Genomic DNA, 19,522 nt, shown 5'->3' on the forward strand with positions numbered 1-19,522 from the left:
TTGCAACTAAAACTTATCATTTTTTACATTTTATATTATCTTTATGTGTCACCTAAACGACCACAAGAGAATGTATCCCAAACCCAAGTATACGGCGCTAGCTGCCGTTACCACCTGCCTGGTACTCCTATTATCATTACCGGCATGTAAGCAGACGAAAAAAGTAATGAACCCCGCGTTGGCCCAATACGTTGAAGCCTATACCGCCGGCGTAATTTCAAGACAAAGCACCATCCGTGTACAGCTGGCCAGTAATGTGAATGTAACGCATACACAGAATGAGCCCCTGGAAAATGACATATTTGATTTTAGCCCGGACATTAAAGGCAAGGCCTACTGGATAGACGCTACCACGGTAGAGTTCCGGCCGGATGAGAACCTGCAGCCGGGCAAGACCTATAATGCCAATTTCCGCCTGTCCAAAGTGCTGAAAGTGCCTAAGGAACTTTCTTCGTTTGATTTTGAGTTTAAGGTGATAAAACCCGGTTTTGCCGTAGAGGACTATGGGCTAAAGGCAGCCACGAATTCCTCTATGGACAAAATGATCTATTCCGGCGCTATCCGTACGGCGGATGTTGAAGATCCCCAGCAGATAGAAAAGCTGATCAGCAATACCTATAATGGTAAATCGCTGGCCATTACCTGGCAGCATAACCCGGCGGAGAAAACCTCGCGGTTCACCATCAACAATATACAGATGGGCAATACTGCCCGTAACCTTACCCTGCGCTGGGATGGCGCGCCGCTGCACGTAGCTGATATGAGCGGCGAGAAGCAGATAGAGGTACCCGCCATTGGCGATTTTAAAGTAATGGACATAAAAGCTATTTCTGATCCTGAGCAGTATGTGCTGGTGCAATTCTCCAATCCCATCAGCATTGCACAGAACCTGGATGGTTTAATAGGCATCAGCGGGCAGGGAGAGCTGCGTTATTCCATAGAAGGCAGCGAGGTAAAAGTGTTTGCACCGGCCAAACTGGAAGGCAACTATACCGTTACCGTGAACGAAGGGGTACTGAACATTATGGATCAGCGCCTGGGCGAGACCTTTACCGGTAACCTGGTATTTGAAAGTACCCTACCGGCCGTAAGCATTCCCGGTAATGGTGTCATACTGCCGCAGAGCAATAAACTGGCCATGCCGTTTGAAGCCGTGAACCTGAATGCGGTGGATGTGACCATCATCAAGATCTACGAACAGAATATACCGCAGTACCTGCAAAACAATAACCTGAACGGCGACCAGGAGCTGCGCCGGGTAGGTAAACCGGTGGTGGAAAAGACCATCCGCCTGGATATGGATAAATCACTGAACCTGCACAAACGCAACCGCTTTTTCCTGGACCTGGACAAGCTGTTACGCACAGAACCAGGCGCTATTTACCGCGTCACGCTGGGCTTCCGTAAAGCATATGCATTACAGACCTGCCAAAGTGAAGAAGATAAAAAAGACGGCGAAGAGAACAGCAGCGAGGGAATGGACGAAGAAGAGCAGGATTATTACGGCGACCAGATAGATGAAGATGACGGTTTCTGGCAGCGTTATAACAGCTATTATCCATATGGCTACAACTGGGAAGAGAGAGAAGATCCCTGCGCCAACTCTTACTATAACAAAGACAAATGGGCTTCCCGCAACATCATTACCTCCAATATAGGCATTACCGCCAAAAGAGGCAACGATAACAGCATGGTAGTGGCCGTAACAGATATACGCGATACCAAATCCATGATGGGCGTGGAACTGGAACTGCTGGACTATCAACAACAAGTGATCTATAAAACCAAGAGCGATGGGGACGGCATGGCATTCTTTGAGCTGAAACGTAAACCCTGGCTCCTGATCGCCAAAAAAGATGATGAACGCGGTTACCTGAAGCTGGACGATGGCAGCTCCCTGCCCCTGAGCCGTTTTGACGTAAAGGGTGAAGAAGTGCAGAACGGTATCAAAGGCTTCCTGTATGGGGAACGCGGCGTATGGCGTCCCGGCGACTCGCTGTTCCTGACCTTTGTGCTGGAAGATAAAGACAAGAAACTACCGGAGAACCACCCGGTAACACTGGAGCTGTACAATCCCAAAGGACAGCTGTATAAACGCTTAACACAGGTGCAGGCGCTGAATGGTTTTTACAACTTCTCCACTGCTACTGCGGCAGAAGACCCAACCGGCAACTGGAACGCCAAAGTAAAAGTAGGCGGCGCCGTGTTCCAGAAAAGCCTGAAAATAGAAACGGTTAAGCCCAACCGTTTAAAGATAAAACTGGATTTTGGCAAAGCAGCCCTGTCCAAAAAAGCGCCGGTTACCGGCACCCTCTCTGCCCAATGGCTGTTTGGGGCTACCGCGCAAAACCTGAAAGCTAAGGTAGATGTGGCCCTCAGCCAGCAGACCACCCAGTTCCCCAAGTTTGAGGAGTATACATTCGACGATCCTGTTACACATTTTGAAACAGAAGATAAAACCCTGTTTGAAGGGCCTTTAGGCGGCGACGGTAGTGTTCCCGTAAGCGCCGACCTGCCCCTGGGCAAACTGGCGCCAGGACAGCTGAAAGCCAATTTTGAAGTAAAGGTATTTGAGCCGGGTGGCGATTTCAGCATCGACCACTTCTCTATGCCTTATAACCCCTTCCCTTCTTATGCGGGCCTGCGGATGCCGGAAGGCGACCGCCTCACAGGTATGCTGCTTACTGATAAGCCGCATGCCATCAGCATCGTGAACGTGGATGAACAAGGCAAGCTCCTCTCCGGCGACCGCGAAGTACAGGTGGAGCTGTATAAGATCCGCTGGCGTTGGTGGTGGGATGAGAGCAGCGGCGATGAGTTCAGCAACTTTACGCAGGACAGCTATAACCAGCTGTTAAAGAAAGAGAATGTTACGGTGCATAATGGTAAAGGCAGCTGGGACCTGACGATCCGCTACCCTGACTGGGGCCGTTACCTGGTAAGGGTGAAAGATCTCCAGAGCGGCCATACCAGTGGTGAGGCCGTGTATATCGACTGGCCGGGCTGGTCACAGCGTATGCAGAAAGAGAACCCTGCAGAAGCAACCATGCTGGTATTTACCTCCGATAAAACAAAGTATAATGTAGGCGATGATATTACCCTTACCATCCCCAGCAGCGAAGGCGGCCGTGGGCTGATAAGCATTGAATCCGGCAGCCGGGTGCTGAAAACAGATTGGGTGAACACCGGCAAGGGCCAGACCACTTACCACTTTAAAGCGGAGAAGAATATGGCGCCCAACATTTATGTAAACATTAGCCTGCTGCAGCCACACGCGCAAACGGTAAATGACCTGCCCATCCGCATGTACGGCACTATACCCATTGCCATAGAAGACCAGAACACCATACTGCAACCGCAGATCAAAATGCCGGCTACTTTACGGCCGGAGCAGGAAGCCAGCATTACGGTATCTGAAGCCAACGGTAAAGCCATGACCTATACGGTGGCCCTGGTAGACGAAGGTCTGCTGGACCTGACCCGCTTTAAAACGCCGGACCCGCACAGCGTCTTCTATGCAAGGGAAGCACTGGGCGTAAAGACCTGGGATATGTTTGACTTTGTGATAGGCGCCTGGGGCGCAGATATGGACCGCATACTGAGCATAGGCGGTGATGAAGGATTGGATAGAAGCGCCAGCACCGCCAAGGCCAACCGGTTTAAACCAGTGGTGAAATACATGGGACCTTTTTACCTGAAGAAAGGAGCATCCCAAACGCATGCCTTTAAACTGCCGCCTTATATAGGCTCCGTGAAGGCGATGGTAGTAGCCGGCCAGGAAGGCGCATACGGTTCTGCAGAGAAAACCGCCGCCGTGAAAAAGCCGCTGATGCTGCTTACCTCCCTGCCACGCGTGCTGGGCCCTTCAGAGACCATTCAGTTACCGGTAACGGTGTTTGGCCTGGAGAACAATATCCGCAGCGCTACCGTTACCCTCACCAGCAATAACCTGCTGGAAGTAGTGGGCGAGCGTACCAAGACCGTTACCTTCCCGCAACCGGGCGAGCAGATGGTGTATTTTGATGTACGTGTTCGTCAGCAGACGGGTATTGCCAAAGTAAAAGTAACGGCCGCCAGCGGCAGCGAACGCGCAGAGGAAAGCACAGAGCTGCAGGTGCGTAACCCCAACCCCGTTATCACCAACACGCTGGAGCATACGCTGGAAGCCAATGGCAACTGGAGCAGCGCCTTTACCCCCGTGGGCATGACGGGCACCAATACCGCCACCCTGGAAGTATCTACCATACCGGCGCTGAACCTGGCTAAACGCCTTAAATACCTGATCGATTACCCGCATGGCTGTATAGAGCAGACCACCTCTGCCGTATTTCCGCAACTGGTGCTGAACCAGCTAACGGATGTGAAATCCAGCCAGCTGGCAGATATAGACCGTAATGTAAAAGCGGGTATTAACCGCCTGAAAGGTTTCCTGGCCTCAGACGGCGGCTTTAGCTACTGGCCGGGCGAAGGTACCTCTGACGAATGGGGCACCAACTATGCCGGCCATTTCCTGCTGGAAGCGCAGGCCAAAGGGTATGTATTACCCGCGGGCCTACTGGAGCAGTGGAAGAAATATCAACGTAATAAAGCAGCTACCTGGGCCCCCAGCACCTATAATTTCTATGGGGGCGATATTATACAGTCTTATCGCCTGTACCTGCTGGCGCTGGCCAAGGTACCGGAACTAGGGGCAATGAACCGCCTCAAGGAATTCCAGTACCTCTCCGTACCCGCCAAATGGCAGCTGGCAGCTACCTACCGCTTAAGCGGCCAGCCGGAAGTTGCAGACGCCCTGGTGAAAAACCTGCCCACCGTAGTAAAACCCTACAGTCAGCTGGGCGGTACCTTTGGCTCTGACCTGCGCGACAAAGCCCTGATCCTGGAAACGCTTACTGCCATGGGCCAACGCGCCAGGGCGGGAGAAATGGTGAAACAGATAGCGGCGCAACTATCGCAGGAAGCCTGGTACAGCACACAGACCACCGCTTACTCCCTGATTGCAATTGCCCATTATTGCGGCAGTAATACCGGCGGCAGTAAGATGAATTTCACTTACCGCATCAATGGCGCCAACGGCACGGTGAACGGCAACTCCTATATTACGCAGATACCTGTCACATTCGCAGCTACTAATAATGTAACCCTGCAGAACAACGGCCAGAATGTATTATACGCCCGCATGATCATGCAGGGACAACCGGAGGCAGGACAGGAACCCGTAGCAGAGCACCATCCGGAGATACTGGACATGCAGGTAAAATACAGTACCCGTAACGGCAAACCGCTGGACCCGGCTACCCTGACACAGGGATCGGACTTTATGGCCACCGTTACCATCCGCAACCCGGGCAAACGCGGGTATTATGAGCAGATGGCGCTGAGCCAGATCTTCCCCTCCGGCTGGGAAATATTGAATACCCGCCTGCTGGAAAGCGACAGCGCTTTCTCTCAATCACCGTTCACGTATATGGATATACGGGACGACAGGGTGTATACTTATTTTAACATTGAAGAGAATAAAACGTATACGTACAACGTGCTGCTGAATGCCGCTTACCTGGGCCGCTATTATTTGCCGGCTACTTCGTGCGAGGCTATGTATGATAATACCATCCATGATTTTGCGCCGGGTAAATGGGTAGAGATCGTGAAATAGTGTACTGAGGAAGACAAATTATAATTAAGCATGATGATCAATGTAACTATCTTACAAACGGACTGGTTGCATTGATCATCATCATTTATGGATGTGTTGCTGACATGAGAAGGCTCAAACAATGGATATTGCGTAAAAAATGGTGGCTCCTGGGCGCTGCTGTACTATTGCTTTTCTACTATTTGCTGTTACCCAAAAAACTCTTTACGGCCCCCACCTCCTTTGTAATAGAAGACGCCAATGGCGAACTGTTAAGCGCCACCATTGCCACAGACGGACAATGGCGTTTCCCCGCCGCCGATAAGGTGCCGGAGAAATTTGCCGGCTGTATCACCGCCTATGAGGATAAACGTTTTTATTATCACTGGGGCGTAGACCCGCTGGCGCTGGGCAGGGCCATTAAACAAAACATAGGACAACGCCGTGTAGTAAGCGGCGGCAGCACCCTTACCATGCAGGTAATACGCCTGTCCCGCAACAAACCACGCAGCCTGTGGCAAAAGCTGATAGAAGCAGTACTGGCTACCCGCCTGGAGTTTGCCTGCTCCAAAAAACAGATCTTAGCCGTTTATGCCGGCAATGCACCATTTGGAGGTAACGTAGTGGGGCTGGAAGCTGCTGCCTGGCGGTATTATGGCCGCCGTGCAGACCAGCTTTCCTGGGGAGAGATGGCTGCCCTGGCAGTATTGCCCAACAGCCCGGCCCTGGTACACCCCGGCAGGAACCGGCGTACGCTGGCCGCCAAAAGGGATCAGCTGCTGGATAAACTCTGGCATCAACATTATATAGACAGTCTTAGCTGCCGCCTGGCCAAACTGGAGCCTTTACCGGACCAGCCCCTGCCCCTGCCGCAGCTGGCGCCCCACCTGCTGGATCATTTCCGGAAAGACTACCTGCAGTTGTCATCCCCCGGCAGCACCCGCATACGCACCACCGTAGACGCAGACCTGCAAAAGAATGTAAACGGCATAACAGAACGCTACCAGCACCAGTACAAGGCCAATGGCATCAATAACATTGCGGCCCTGGTACTGGATGTGGAAACCGGCAATACGATGGCCTATGCAGGCAATATCTATAACCCTGCTGATCCTGAGCTGGAAAGCCATGTAGATGTTATACAGGCGCCCCGCAGCCCCGGCAGCACCCTGAAGCCGGTATTATATGCGGCTATGCTAAATGATGGATTATTATTGCCGCATACGCTGGTGGCAGATATACCCACCCAGATCGCCGGTTATACCCCGCAGAACTTTGACCTGGGTTTTGATGGAGCGGTGCCCGCCTCCCGGGCCCTTTCCCGCTCCCTGAACATACCGGCCGTTCGTATGCTGCAGCAATACCGGTATGAGCGTTTTCATGCCCTGCTGAAAAAGATGGGCATCACTACCCTTAAACAACCGGCAGATCATTACGGCCTTTCCCTGATCCTGGGAGGGGGCGAGACCACCCTGTGGGAGATGTGCGGCATGTACGCCAGTATGGCCCGTACCCTGCTGCACCTGGACCAGTATAAGGGTAAATATGACCAGGATGATATCCATGGGCCCAATTATGTAAAAGATATACAACGCCCCTCCCAATATGCGCCCAGCCCTGCCGGCGTACTGGATGCCGGCGCTATATGGTACGCCTTTCAGGCCATGGAAGAAGTGATGCGCCCCGGCGAGGAATTGCTGTGGCAACAGTTCTCCTCTTCCCAGCGTATTGCCTGGAAAACCGGTACCAGCTTTGGCTTTCGCGATGGCTGGGCTATTGGCGTTACGCCGCAGTATATAGTAGGCGTATGGGTGGGTAATGCGGATGGAGAGGGCCGCCCCGGCCTGGTAGGCGTAGCTACGGCTGCCCCGGTGCTGTTTGATATTTTCCGCCTGCTGCATACCAGCGGCTGGTTCCCTACCCCCTATAGCAAATTGCGGAAGATTGAAGTATGCCGGCAAAGCGGCTACCGGGCGGGAGACAGCTGCCCGGATAAAGACTCCTTATGGGTGCCATTGGCGGGCTTAAGAAGCGGCCTTTGTCCCTATCACCAGCTTATACACCTGGATCATACCGGCCAATGGCGGGTAACGGCCAACTGCGAACCGCCTTCCATGATGTTGCATAAACCCTGGTTTGTATTGCCGCCCGCTATGGAATTCTATTACCGTACCAAGAATAACTATGCGCCGCTGCCGCCTTACAAACCGGAATGCCTGGCTACCCTTAACCAGGATAAAGCGCCCATGGAGCTCATTTACCCGCGGCCCAATGCCCGCATATTTGTACCTATAGAAATAGACGGGCAGCCCGGTGAAACCATCTTTACCGCTACGCACCGCAACAGCAACACGCATATTTACTGGCACCTGGATAATACCTATGTAGGCGCCACCACGGAGTTTCACCAAATGGCATTACACCCCGCGCCGGGAAAACATACCATCACCCTGGTAGATGAAGATGGAGAGGAGGTGCACAGTAGTTTTGAGATATTGGCAAAAGAAAGATGATCAGTAATTGTATTTCTCTTTCCACAAAGCTTTCAGGTATTTCCGCAGCTCGTCTTCCCTTGGGTTTTTGCCTGGGTCGTAGAGCTTCATGCCCCGGATCTCATCCGGCAGGTATTCCTGCGATGCAAAATTGTTATCATAATCATGCGCATAGGCATAATCTTTACCATAACCCTGATCCTTCATTAATTTGGTGGGCGCATTGCGGATATGTAATGGCACCGGCAGGTCGCCGGTTTGGGATACTACAGACAAGGCGCTGTTAATGGCCATATAAGAGGCATTACTCTTGGGAGAGGAAGCCAGGTAGGTAGCGCATTGCGACAGGATGATACGGGCCTCCGGGTAACCGATCAGGTTTACGGCCTGGAAGCAGTTGGTGGCCAGTAACAGGGCATTAGGATTGGCATTGCCAATGTCTTCAGAAGCCAGGATCACCAGACGGCGGGCAATGAACTTCACATCCTCCCCACCGGCTATCATACGCGCCAGCCAGTATACCGCCCCATTGGGATCGCTGCCGCGGATGGATTTAATAAAGGCGGAAATGATATCATAATGCTGCTCTCCGCTTTTATCGTAGATAGCGATCCGCTGCTGCGCAATATCCATCACTTTCTGATCTGTGATCACCACAGGTTTTTCCTGCAGGGTATCTACTACCAGCTCAAACAGGTTAAGCAGTTTGCGGGCATCGCCGCCAGAGATATTCATCAGGGCGGTGGTCTCCTTTATATCGATCTCCTTTTCGCGCAACCACTCATCTTTTTCCATGGCCTGCTGCAATAGCTGCCGCAGCTCTGGCTCTGAGAGGGGCTTTAACACATATACCTGGCAGCGGGAGAGCAAGGCCGCATTCACCTCAAAGGAAGGGTTTTCTGTAGTGGCGCCTATTAGTGTGATAATGCCTTTTTCTACAGCGCCCAGCAGCGCATCCTGCTGGGATTTATTAAACCGGTGTATTTCATCAATAAAAAGTACGGCATGCCCCTGCCGCCTTGCGATCTCTATTACTTCCCGCACCTCTTTTACACCGGCCGAAATGGCGCTTAATGTATAAAAAGGTACCTGTAACGTATGGGCGATGATATTAGCGATGGTGGTTTTGCCCACGCCGGGCGGGCCCCACAAGATCATCGAGGGTATTTTGCCTTGTTGCAGCGCTTTTCTCAGTATGCTCCCCTTCCCGGTCAGGTGTTCCTGCCCCACGAGCTCATCCAGCGCGGCCGGTCTTAAACGTTCTGCTAAAGGTTCCATATTCAGTAATATTTCAATGGTCATTAGTACATATCGCGTACCAGCGGGTTATCAGGATACCTGCGATATGGATGACCAGGTATTATTCGCTATCGCTATCCTTTGTACGCCCGGTATTTATCTGCCAGTATTTCAGGAAGGTAAACGACAACGCACAGTTCACCAATACGCCCAATGCATGGATCAGCAGGAAAATGATCAGGCCTGTCATCATACCACGCAGGTCTTTGATAGTGGGCACCGGTTGGCTTTTAGGCATTTGTTTTAATACCTCCGTCAGCATTTCATCCATATGGCTCAGGCCTACAAAACCATTAGAAATGAGCAATACGGCATAAAAGATGGCCATAAAACCCATAATGCGGATGCCGCCTGGCGTATTGGTCTTTAATGGTCTGGAAGAGTCGCGGAGGCTTTGCTGCAGGGAAATGCTCAATACGCTGTGTATGACCACCGCGCCGGTAAGCAACATAAAAATAAGCACTGGCGATAAGGCTACCATAAACAGTAATGCCAGCAACATCATCAGCACAAAAAACCCTGCTATTAATAAATTTACAATGCTCAGGAACCGGAATAGTCCAAACTTTGAAGACATGATCTTGCTTTTTTTATAGCTACAAACCTAGCTAAATTACTTGAGAGTCGCCGGTCATCAATTTTTGTTCCCTGTAGTCCCCAAATCCATTAAAAAATGGTTAAATCGTGTATATTTAGCCACTAAACCTGTTTTACTTATGAATAACACCAATGCTGTAAAGCTCCTGTTGCTCGCAGCCGTTTCCACTATGGCGGCCTGTAACACCGGAAGCTCCACAGACCAGGTAGCCACAGATTCCACGAAAGTGCCTGCCTTTGAACTGAGCTCCATTGACTCCAGCTACAAACCTTGTGACGACTTTGACGATTTCACCAATGGCAACTGGAAGAAGAATAATCCTATCCCCTCCACAGAAAGCCGCTGGGGCGCCTTTAATGTACTGGATAAGGAGAATAAGGAAGTAAGGCTTAAAGGCATCATTGCGGAGATCACCCAACAGACAGATCTCAAAGCCGGTACTGAAGAACAACAGATCGCAGATTATTACAAATCCTTCCTGGATACCGCTACCATTGAGAAGCTGGGCATTACCCCGCTGCAGCCTTATCTTGATAAGATCAATATGGTAAAATCCCTGGACGAATGGTCCAAGGTAAGCGGCGAACTGCAGAAGATGGGCATTACCACTTTTGCTGTATTCTCTGTAGACGCTGACGCCCGCAACAGCGCTATGAATGCGCTGTATGAATACCAGAGCGGCTTAAGCTTAAGGGAAAGAAGCTATTATGACAGAACGGATTCCAACACCGTAAATGTGCGCAATGAATTTGTAAAACATGTGGATACTATGTTCCGCATGGCTGGTTTCACCGATAAGGACCCCGGAAAAACATTGCTGGCCTTTGAAACCAAACTGGCCAAGCTACAGCTGACCAACGTAGAAAGGCGCGATCCGGTAAAGACCTATAATAAAGCTGCTTTTAGCGAATTAAAGACCCTTGCGCCCCAGTTTAACTGGGAAGCTTATAGCAGTGAGCAGGGTGTTAAAGCAGATACGCTGATCATAGAGAACAAAGACTATCTGAAAAAAGCCGGCGCCCTGCTGGCCGCTACGCCGGTAGAAACGCTGAAATTGTATACCCGCTGGCAGCTGCTGAGCCGTTTTGCCGGTTTCCTGCCCAAACAGTTTGACAATGCCGCCTTCCGCTTCTATGGTACGGTAATGAGTGGCCAGAAGGAACAGAAAAAACGTCCTGAAAGAGCCATCCGCTCTACAGATGGTACGCTGGGTATGCCGCTGGGCAAACTGTTCGCCAAGAAATACTTCCCGGAAAGCTCCAAACAGAAGGTATCTGAAATGATCGAAAATGTGCGCAGCGTATTTGGCGAAAGGATAGATAAGCTTACCTGGATGAGCGACTCTACCAAAAAAATGGCGCATAAAAAGCTGGCTTCCTTCACCTACAAGATAGGTTACCCGGATAAATGGAAAGATTATACCTCCATTAAGGTACAGCCAGGCACACTGATCGAAAACATCATTTCCGCCTCCAACTACGATAATAATGAGGCTGTTTCTAAAATAGGCAAGCCGGTAGACCGTTCTGAGTGGCAAATGACGCCCCAGATGGTGAATGCTTACTATAACCCGCTGAATAACGAAGTGGTATTCCCTGCCGGTATACTGCAACCTCCATTCTTTAATCCAAATGCGGACGACGCGATCAACTACGGTGGCATTATTGCCGTTATAGGCCACGAATTCACCCACGGGTTTGATGACCAGGGCTCCCAGTTTGACGCTGAAGGTAACCTGAAGAACTGGTGGACGCCTGCGGACCGCGCCGCCTTTGACAAGCTGACCAAACGTTACAGCAACTATTTCAGCAATATTGAGGCCCTACCCGGCTTCCATATCAACGGCGACCTGACCATTGGCGAAAACGTAGCGGATCTGGGCGGTCTTACACTGGCTTATTATGCGCTGGCAAAATCTATCCAGGGCAAGCCGGAGCCGCAGCCGATAGACGGTTTCACCTGGAAACAGCGTTTCTTCCTGGGCTGGGCGCAGGTATGGCACGGTAACACCACCGATGCGGCCCTGCGTAACCAGATACAGACAGACCCGCACTCCCCCGGCCGTTTCCGTATTAACGGCCCCCTGCCGCACCTGAAAGAGTTCCAGGATGCCTGGGGTTGCACCGGTGGCAAAATGACGCTGCCTGATACTGCCCGCGTAGTGATCTGGTAATAATTAATTATATGAATAATAGCACAATGGCCCCCGTGGTAATTCTTACTACGGGGGCCATTGTTTTTGGCGTATATTTGTTGCAACTTTTAAACTGACCAGACATGAAGAAGATTGTGAAACAATATCAGAAAGAGCTCCGTAACATATTACTGCTGGCGCTGCTGGTGGCTGTGCTTCCTTATCTGCCGCAGGCCTTCCATTTCCTGGAAACGTTCACCGGTACCATGCTGGCACTGGCGCTGCTAAGTGGCTGCGTACTGGGCCTGAGCCTGAAACTGCATTACCGCCTTGTGATAATGCGCATCAACCGTGACAATCAATAAAAACATGATCATGAAGAAACTGTGCTATATCGTTTTCTTTGCAGGCGCCTTGATGGCCTGTGGCTCCTCCAATACGCAACAGCCGGCTATGACGGCACAACAGGAAGATACAGTGGCTGCCACCCTGATAGCAGATGGTAAAATGGGCGATCCGGTATGCCAGATGCCCTACGATACCAGCTATCATGAGTTTAGCGTGTATAAAGGGGATACCGTGAATTTCTGCTCCCCTACCTGTAAAGGAGTATTTGACAAGAACCCGGATAAATATGCCGTGAATCTGAAGTAACGACTTAATCAGGATAAAATAAAAGCGTCCCGTGGGAATACCGCGGGACGCTTTTATTTTATAAAGGCACAAGGGCCGATCAAATACTGATCAGCCCTTGTTGAAAAAAGCAATATATGTTGTACGATTTGCCGTTAGAAGCTATACCTCAAACCCAGCTGCATCTGGTACCGGGATGCAAAGAAATCCTTGGAGTAAGGCGTTCCCGGATCGGACCAGGTGTATTTGGGAAAATCAGTAGCCGGGTTCACCACTTTGCCCGCAGACTTTAATCCTACGCTGGCGGTAGAGTTAAAGGTATTGGAAGAGAAGTATTGGATACCCCAGTTCTTATTCAGCAGGTTGGTCAGGTTCACGATATCATAAGTTAATGTAATGGTATGTGTACGTTTACCGGCTTTCAGGTTCAGGTCCTGGCTAAAGCGGAAATCTGCCTGTGTGTTCCAGGGGGTACGGCCACCGTTACGCTCTGTAAACTGGCCTCTGCGGCTGCTCAGGTATTTATCCTTGTCAATGTAGGAATCAAATGCAGCTGCCTGCTGTGCAGCGGTAGGGCCATTGGCGATGTCGTTAAAGAAATTAACGGTCTCACCCTTGTTGGGAATGTAGGCCAGGCTCACCTGCTGCGGCGTATTCTGTACGGTAGCATTCAGGAAACCGTAGGTGAAAGGCACGCCGGAAGAAGTGTTAAAGAATACTGCAAAGTTAGAGATCCATTTACCTTTTTTATTCCAATCCAGTTTGTAGTTAGCGGTAGCTACGATACGATGACGGATATCGAAGTTAGAATAAGCCAGCTGCGGATTGTTAGGATTCAATGCCTGGTTCAGCTGCCAGTTAGACTCCATGGAGTTACGGATACCGTTGGTGATATCTTTAGACTGGCCATAAGTATACGCTACGCTGGCGTTTAAACCAAATTTGAAGCGTTTGTTTACCTGACCGGTGATGCTGTAACGGTAGCCCTGATCTGTGTTAGACAGCTGGTAGGCATTGGTATACAGCGGGTTTATTTTACTACCGGTGAAGATAGGCTGCTGGTGGCCCTTATCATATGCTTCGTAGTAGAACGGATTATCTGTAAGGTTCACCTGCTGGAAACGCAGATCATGAATGGTTTTGGTATAGATACCTTCTACGGTGAAACGCCACTGGTCTGCAGTAGTATAATCTACAGCCAGGCTGCTCCTCCACATCTGCGGCATCTTAAAGTTATTATCAATCATATCCACCTGGGTAGCGCCTTTAGCGTCATGCGGGTCCTTATTCTGTCCGCTTACGAACTGAGCCAGGCCGTTAGGATTGGTGGAGATAGGGTTGGTACCCGGTACAGGGCGGTCGTTATCAGAAGTGTAGCCAAACTTGGTATCATAAGCACCGTAAGTAACGCCGTTGTTATAATAGGCATAACCTAACCAGGCAAACGGAATACGGCCGGTGAACAGACCGGTACCGCCGCGTAGTATAATACTCTGGTCACCTTTGATATCGTAGTTAAACCCTAAACGGGGAGAGATCTGCACATTGTTCAGGTACTTATTCCTGATATCCTTGGGTTGGGTATAGGAATAGGTGGTGCTAAAGTTGGGATCTACCGGCGCGCCGGTGGTCTTATCGCTCAGCGGCTGCATATTGGGCAGGTAGGTATAATCCAAACGTACACCGGGCGTTAATTTAAAGCGGTCTGTCAGGGAAATCTCATCCTGCGCATACAGGCTGTACAGCTGTACTTTAAACTGCGCCGGCGGATTGGCCATGATAAAGTCGCGGGTATTGTTCTCGTAGTTAAAGTTGCCACGCACGCGGGAAGGTTTGTCTGCCAGGAAATCGCCTATGGAGTTGTAATCCACACGGCCATTCCAGGAGTTCACGAAACCATAGGTAATATTATACAACTCGTTGTGCGTACCAATGTTGATATTATGGATGCCTTTGAAGATGGTTACGTTATCCGTAAACTCAAAGGTCTTTTGTTTCATGTTAAAGATAGCTGCTTCACGGTCTGTACCCAGGAAGATAGTACCGCCGTTGGAAGCGATCTGGATCTGGGCCAGTGCCGGATTAGACGTTGGATCACGATAATCGTGTATGCTGGAATAACCTACGATCAGGCTGTTGGATAAGGTATTGGAGAACTGGCTTTTCAGTTCCGCAACGGTAGAGCTCTGGTTATTCACCTGTTTGTAGTCGATACCGCTAAAACGGAAGTTCTGCTGGTCGCGCTCCAGGTTAGTAGCCTGGGAGAAGATGGTATTGTTACGGATAGACAGCTGGTGTTTATCATTGATATGCCAGTCTGCACGGTTAAACAGTTTTACTGAGTTGGAGTAAATACTGGTATTACCGAAGGTTCCGGGATCATAATCTTTTCCAAAGGACAACATTTTCTCTTTGATCTGCCCTGCCTGATCTGCGGTAAGCAGCGGCATATCAGGAGAACCTGCAGCCAGGATCACGGGGTCTGTACGGCGGGTCACCTCTTCGTTGGTGAAGAAGAACAGTTTGTCTTTTATGATGGGGAACCCTAAACGTACGCCCGTCTGGTAATCATGAAAATCAGAAGGCAGTTTGGAACCGTCGCCGGCGTTGTTGGGGCCTATCATGAAGGCGCCGCGGCCAAAACCGTATACGGAGCCATGGAACTCGTTGGTACCGCTACGGGTAACGGCATTGATACTGCCGCCCAGGAAGTTACCGATCTTCACATCATAAGGCGCCAGGTACACCTGTATATCCTGGATAGCATCCAGGGATACGGGATTGGTACGGGTGCTGCTGCCCGGCTGACCGGAAGTATTGGTCTGGCCGCCCAGGGAAGGGCTAAAGCCGATAGCGTCGTTATTGATAGCGCCATCTACCGTTACGTTATTGTAGCGGAAGTTGGTGCCCAGAAATGAGTTGTTATTGCTTTGCGGCGTAACGCGGGTAAAATCCTGCAGGCTGCGGCTCAGGGAAGGCAGGGTTTTAAGCTGCTCCTGGTTAATGCGGCCGGATTTAGGCGCAGTAGCGCCTACCACCACGATCTCGCTCAGTGCGGTAGATTCTTCCTGTAATTTAAAGTTAAAGCTGGTGCCGCCCAGGCCCAGGCTTACATCATTCTTTTCTTCTTTTTTGTAGCCAATAAAAGATACGGTAATGGTATAAGGGCCGCCTGGATTCAGGTTAGGCAGTATATAACGGCCTTCGGTGTTAGTTTGTCCGCCATAGCGGGCGCCTGTGGAAGTATTCACGGCCTGTACCGTAACGCCGGGGAGGTTTTCGCCTTTGGCGCTGGTAACCCTGCCAGTGATCTGTGAGGTGGTGACTTGTGCATACAGTCCGCTACATGTAAGCGTAAGGATAGCGGCCAGTAAGTTAAATGCGTAGATTATCCTGTTCACGTCTTATCTATTTTGACGCAAACGTACCCTTGTCACATTAAGTGTATGTTAAGGCAATATTAAATTAATGTTAACACACTGTTATAGTAGTGATCTTCAAAGGATTAAATATCCAATGACAGCTGATATGTTAAGATTTTCCTGTTTTTACGGCTATAGATCGCAGATTAACGGGTGAAATGTTAAGGTTTCCATGCATATTACAAAACATTGCCTCTGTACTAGCATGCTCTAAAGATAGATAGGCAGTGTTACGGGATTGTTATGGGAATATTAAGTTTTTTTCCAATAGTGTAACGCGGGTACCCGCGTTACACTATTAAATTGTGTCGGAAGGTTTAATCAAACATAATAAAGAAAGGTTCTGTAAAATCGAATCTCGTTGGCAGGGAAGTAGATACGATCTTGATGGCAATTGGCAACTGGGTGGCTTCGCCATTGTCCAGGTCATATACTAAGCCGTTTGCCAGCAGGCCATTATCTGGCGTTGAACTGGTAACCACCCTTCTAAGCGTATATTCATAATACCGGCCAGGAAAATTGGTGGTCACATTATATATCTCTATCCTTACATTGCCATTCATATACCCGGAACTCCATTGGATGTTTTCCGTCCCTCCATTTTCTGCAGCGAAGGTACCCGGCTTATTAACCATTACATTTTTATACTCCAAAGGATAAAGGGCCTGAGCCGCCGTTATATCCCAAAATGAGAAGCCAGCCCATTGGTTAAGGGCGGTGCCGCCATTCATTACGGAAGCAGGATCTGAAGCGGGCGTTCCGGGTATCTGCGTTCCAGGCTCATTTGTATGCGTAAACCCCAGGGTATGCCCTAGTTCGTGCACCATATTATATTTCTTCTGCAAAGTGGATACTTGTATATTACTAAGGAAATCAAGATTTATCAACAGAGAACTACCAGGCCTGCCGTCTGACGTGGGAGGAAGCGCGCCTGCGATTACATTATCGTCAAGCTGCATACCGGCCGACGCGTCACTTCTGACAATTATGTCAGCCTGATTGGGGTCACTGGTCTGTTGAAAGAAAATCATACATTGAGGAACGTTATTCCACTCGGCAATAGCTTGTTGGACCTCAGCCCCCCAATTATCTACTCCTGATCCCAATACGGATGCATCAACATATACCGTTGCCATCCGCCGCCGGCTAACATTGTTAGCCAACTGATTAAAATAAAAATTCACAAGGAACTGACTTCTGTTCTGTAATGTTCTGGCGCCTGTTGGTTCGCCTGCTTTCGAAATGTATTTCGCGGCATCAGCTTTCATGTAAATAATATCACCGCTTACAAGGAAATAATCACCACGATCGGCTATTGCGGATTCAGCATATCCCACTGAGAGGATATAATCCTTTAACTTCTTTTCCTGCTCCAGGGATGACAGCCGCTTTTCACCGTTACTGCTTTGCTCCGGAGGTGCGGCATCCTTCTTACAGGCAATAAAAGATAAACTTAGGGACAGGGTCACAATAAGGGTGTTACGGATAAATGAGGGTGTTTTCATACATCTATGTTTAAATGTGAAAAATAAATAACTGGGTTAAAGCTGTTCAAGAGAGTGATGGGATTTGGTTAACGCATATAGTCACTTAGGGGCTTGAACTTACTAAAGATAACATGTTTAAGAATGTTATCATATTAACAAAACGTTATGATCTGGAATAAAAAAACCGTCCCGCTAAAAAGCAGGACGGTACTTGAACAGTTTATGAAAATCTACGCTTACGCTTGATTAGTTACCATACTGAGTATCCTGAGGAGCCCAGTTGATCCAGCTGGCTTTAGTCCAAGGGCTAGCAGCGTTAGGATCTACTGCACCAACATAGCTTACTTTATCAAAGAAAGCGTCAGCCAGCAGCGCGTCAGTAAAGGCAGCTGTTTTAGCAGCAACTGCGCTAGACAGTTTGAATTCTGTATTGGTAGCTTTAAAGTTAGCGACAGCAGGAACAGCAGTAAATACGTCTGTTAATGCTTTCAGGCTATCATTTTTATTAGCAGTGGTCAGGATCAAAGCCTTCACCTGAGCGCCAGTGATGATAGAGCTATCTTTTTTATCAGCATCAAATAACAGGGGGCCGATAGCAGTAGAACCGGCACCACGCTGAGTGCTGATAGGGCTGATACCAGCAGCCTGGAATACAGAGTTGGTAATGTTTGAATAATCAGCAGCAGGAGCCGGAGCCAGGTGCTGCAGTGCATTCTGGGAAACCCAACCTTCTACGTCTGTAGCAACGGGGTCGCCGCTGAAGATAGAGTTAGCTACAGTGAAAGTAGAACCTCTTCTCCAACGAGCACCAGCGTAGAAGTAATCGCCATTGCCGGTAGCAGTACCAGGACCAACGATGGTCAGGTTGGAAATAACCGGGTGAGTGTACGGAGTGCTGGTGTTAGCACCGTTCAGGTTATCAACTTCCAGACCGTTAGACAGGCTCACTACATCGGAGAAAGCGGGATCCTGCAGTACAACGCAGAACTGCAGTTTACCTTTAAAGCCGCTATCCATATCGAAGTTGTCATCTTTAGTACCGTAAGCAACAGCATACTTAACGTTTACAGTACCACCGAAGAATTCGCAAGCGTCATCGCCGGAATAGCTCACCTGGATGTGATCTACTGTAGTACCGTTACCAACTGAATAGAAAGTGATACCGTTCACTTCACTATCTGCAGTGCTGGCCAGTGCAATACCGCCAAACTCAACACGTACGTATTGCAGTTTACCGGAGTTGTCTGTGTCAACAAATGCATCAGAACCGCCGGGACCACCGTAGCCCATGTCTACAGAAGCATCAGCGCCTTCAATACCTTCAGGCACCCTTTTGTTAGCAGGCCTGTTGGTAGTAGCTTTACCCAGCAGGATGATACCACCCCAGTCACCTGGTTTACGTTGACCAACCGGTTTCTCAGAAGTAAATACGATAGGAGCATCAGCAGTACCGGCAGCAATCAGTTTAGCGCCGCGGGTAATGATCAGCGTACCGCCTTTGGTAGGAGATACCTGGCCGCCCAGGATGGTTGTACCAGGCTGGATAGTTAATGTTGCGTTGTTTACTACATAAACGTAGTCACGCATTACGTATACTGTATCTTTGGATAAAGTTCTATCGCGGTCAATTTTTCCTACAAGCACTACTTGTTTGTCGTTATTCGGAGGTGTGGGACCGGTCTTATCATCATTGCTACAGGACGCAAACCCTAAAGCAATACCTGATAATGCGATGAAAGAAGCACGAAGTTTCATAATAGTCATTTAATTTCTGTAAAAGAATAAAACCTATGTTAGCTAATTGTTAGGTCTGTATTAACAA

General features: G+C 49.5%; 10 protein-coding genes. 5 read left to right on the top strand and 5 right to left on the bottom strand.

Features of this window, described 5'->3' with window-relative positions; all coding sequences use genetic code 11:
- Positions 1-70: 70 nt before the first annotated feature.
- Together F0L74_RS00315 and pbpC are read left to right on the top strand one after the other, a co-directional pair.
- Positions 71-5,656, top strand: coding sequence for an alpha-2-macroglobulin family protein (locus tag F0L74_RS00315; protein WP_149835859.1), 5,586 nt, complete (start codon positions 71-73; stop codon positions 5,654-5,656).
- Positions 5,657-5,760: 104 nt separating this feature from the next.
- Entirely contained in the window at positions 5,761-8,148 is a 2,388-nt protein-coding gene (gene pbpC / locus F0L74_RS00320; protein WP_149835860.1) for a penicillin-binding protein 1C, read from the top strand.
- On the opposite strand, the gene F0L74_RS00325 is transcribed toward pbpC, so the two are convergent.
- Positions 8,149-9,405: a replication-associated recombination protein A gene (locus F0L74_RS00325; protein WP_149835861.1), complete on the bottom strand. Its 1,257-nt coding sequence runs from the start codon at positions 9,403-9,405 to the stop codon at positions 8,149-8,151.
- An 82-nt stretch (positions 9,406-9,487) separates the two neighbouring features.
- Positions 9,488-10,003 carry a hypothetical protein gene (locus tag F0L74_RS00330; RefSeq protein ID WP_149835862.1) on the bottom strand — a complete coding sequence of 172 codons (516 nt, stop codon included), beginning with the start codon at positions 10,001-10,003 and terminating at the stop codon, positions 9,488-9,490.
- A gap of 139 nt (positions 10,004-10,142) precedes the next feature.
- Here F0L74_RS00330 and F0L74_RS00335 point away from each other — a divergent pair, with 139 nt between their 5' ends.
- The 3 genes from F0L74_RS00335 to F0L74_RS33585 all read left to right on the top strand — a co-directional run bounded on the left by F0L74_RS00335 (position 10,143) and on the right by F0L74_RS33585 (position 12,812).
- A complete protein-coding gene (locus F0L74_RS00335; protein WP_149835863.1) occupies positions 10,143-12,197 on the top strand; it encodes a M13 family metallopeptidase in 2,055 nt (684 codons plus the stop codon).
- 104 nt (positions 12,198-12,301) lie between these two features.
- Entirely contained in the window at positions 12,302-12,523 is a 222-nt protein-coding gene (locus F0L74_RS00340; RefSeq protein WP_149835864.1) for a hypothetical protein, read from the top strand.
- A gap of 10 nt (positions 12,524-12,533) precedes the next feature.
- Complete coding sequence (locus F0L74_RS33585) at positions 12,534-12,812, top strand: YHS domain-containing protein (RefSeq protein WP_213086858.1); 279 nt, start codon at positions 12,534-12,536, stop codon at positions 12,810-12,812.
- Between the two features lie 134 nt (positions 12,813-12,946).
- Here F0L74_RS33585 and F0L74_RS00350 read toward each other — a convergent pair whose 3' ends face one another.
- The 3 genes from F0L74_RS00350 to F0L74_RS00360 form a co-directional block, all read right to left on the bottom strand.
- Positions 12,947-16,192, bottom strand: a complete 3,246-nt coding sequence (locus F0L74_RS00350) for a TonB-dependent receptor (RefSeq protein WP_149835865.1) — start codon at positions 16,190-16,192, stop codon at positions 12,947-12,949.
- Between the two features lie 338 nt (positions 16,193-16,530).
- Positions 16,531-17,718, bottom strand: a complete 1,188-nt coding sequence (locus tag F0L74_RS00355) for a zinc metalloprotease (RefSeq protein WP_149835866.1) — start codon at positions 17,716-17,718, stop codon at positions 16,531-16,533.
- 228 nt (positions 17,719-17,946) lie between these two features.
- Positions 17,947-19,455 carry a beta-helix domain-containing protein gene (locus F0L74_RS00360; RefSeq protein WP_149835867.1) on the bottom strand — a complete coding sequence of 503 codons (1,509 nt, stop codon included), beginning with the start codon at positions 19,453-19,455 and terminating at the stop codon, positions 17,947-17,949.
- Positions 19,456-19,522 lie beyond the last annotated feature (67 nt).

The sequence above is a fragment of the Chitinophaga agrisoli genome (assembly GCF_008386695.1).
In the GTDB taxonomy this organism is placed as follows: Bacteria; Bacteroidota; Bacteroidia; order Chitinophagales; family Chitinophagaceae; genus Chitinophaga; species Chitinophaga agrisoli.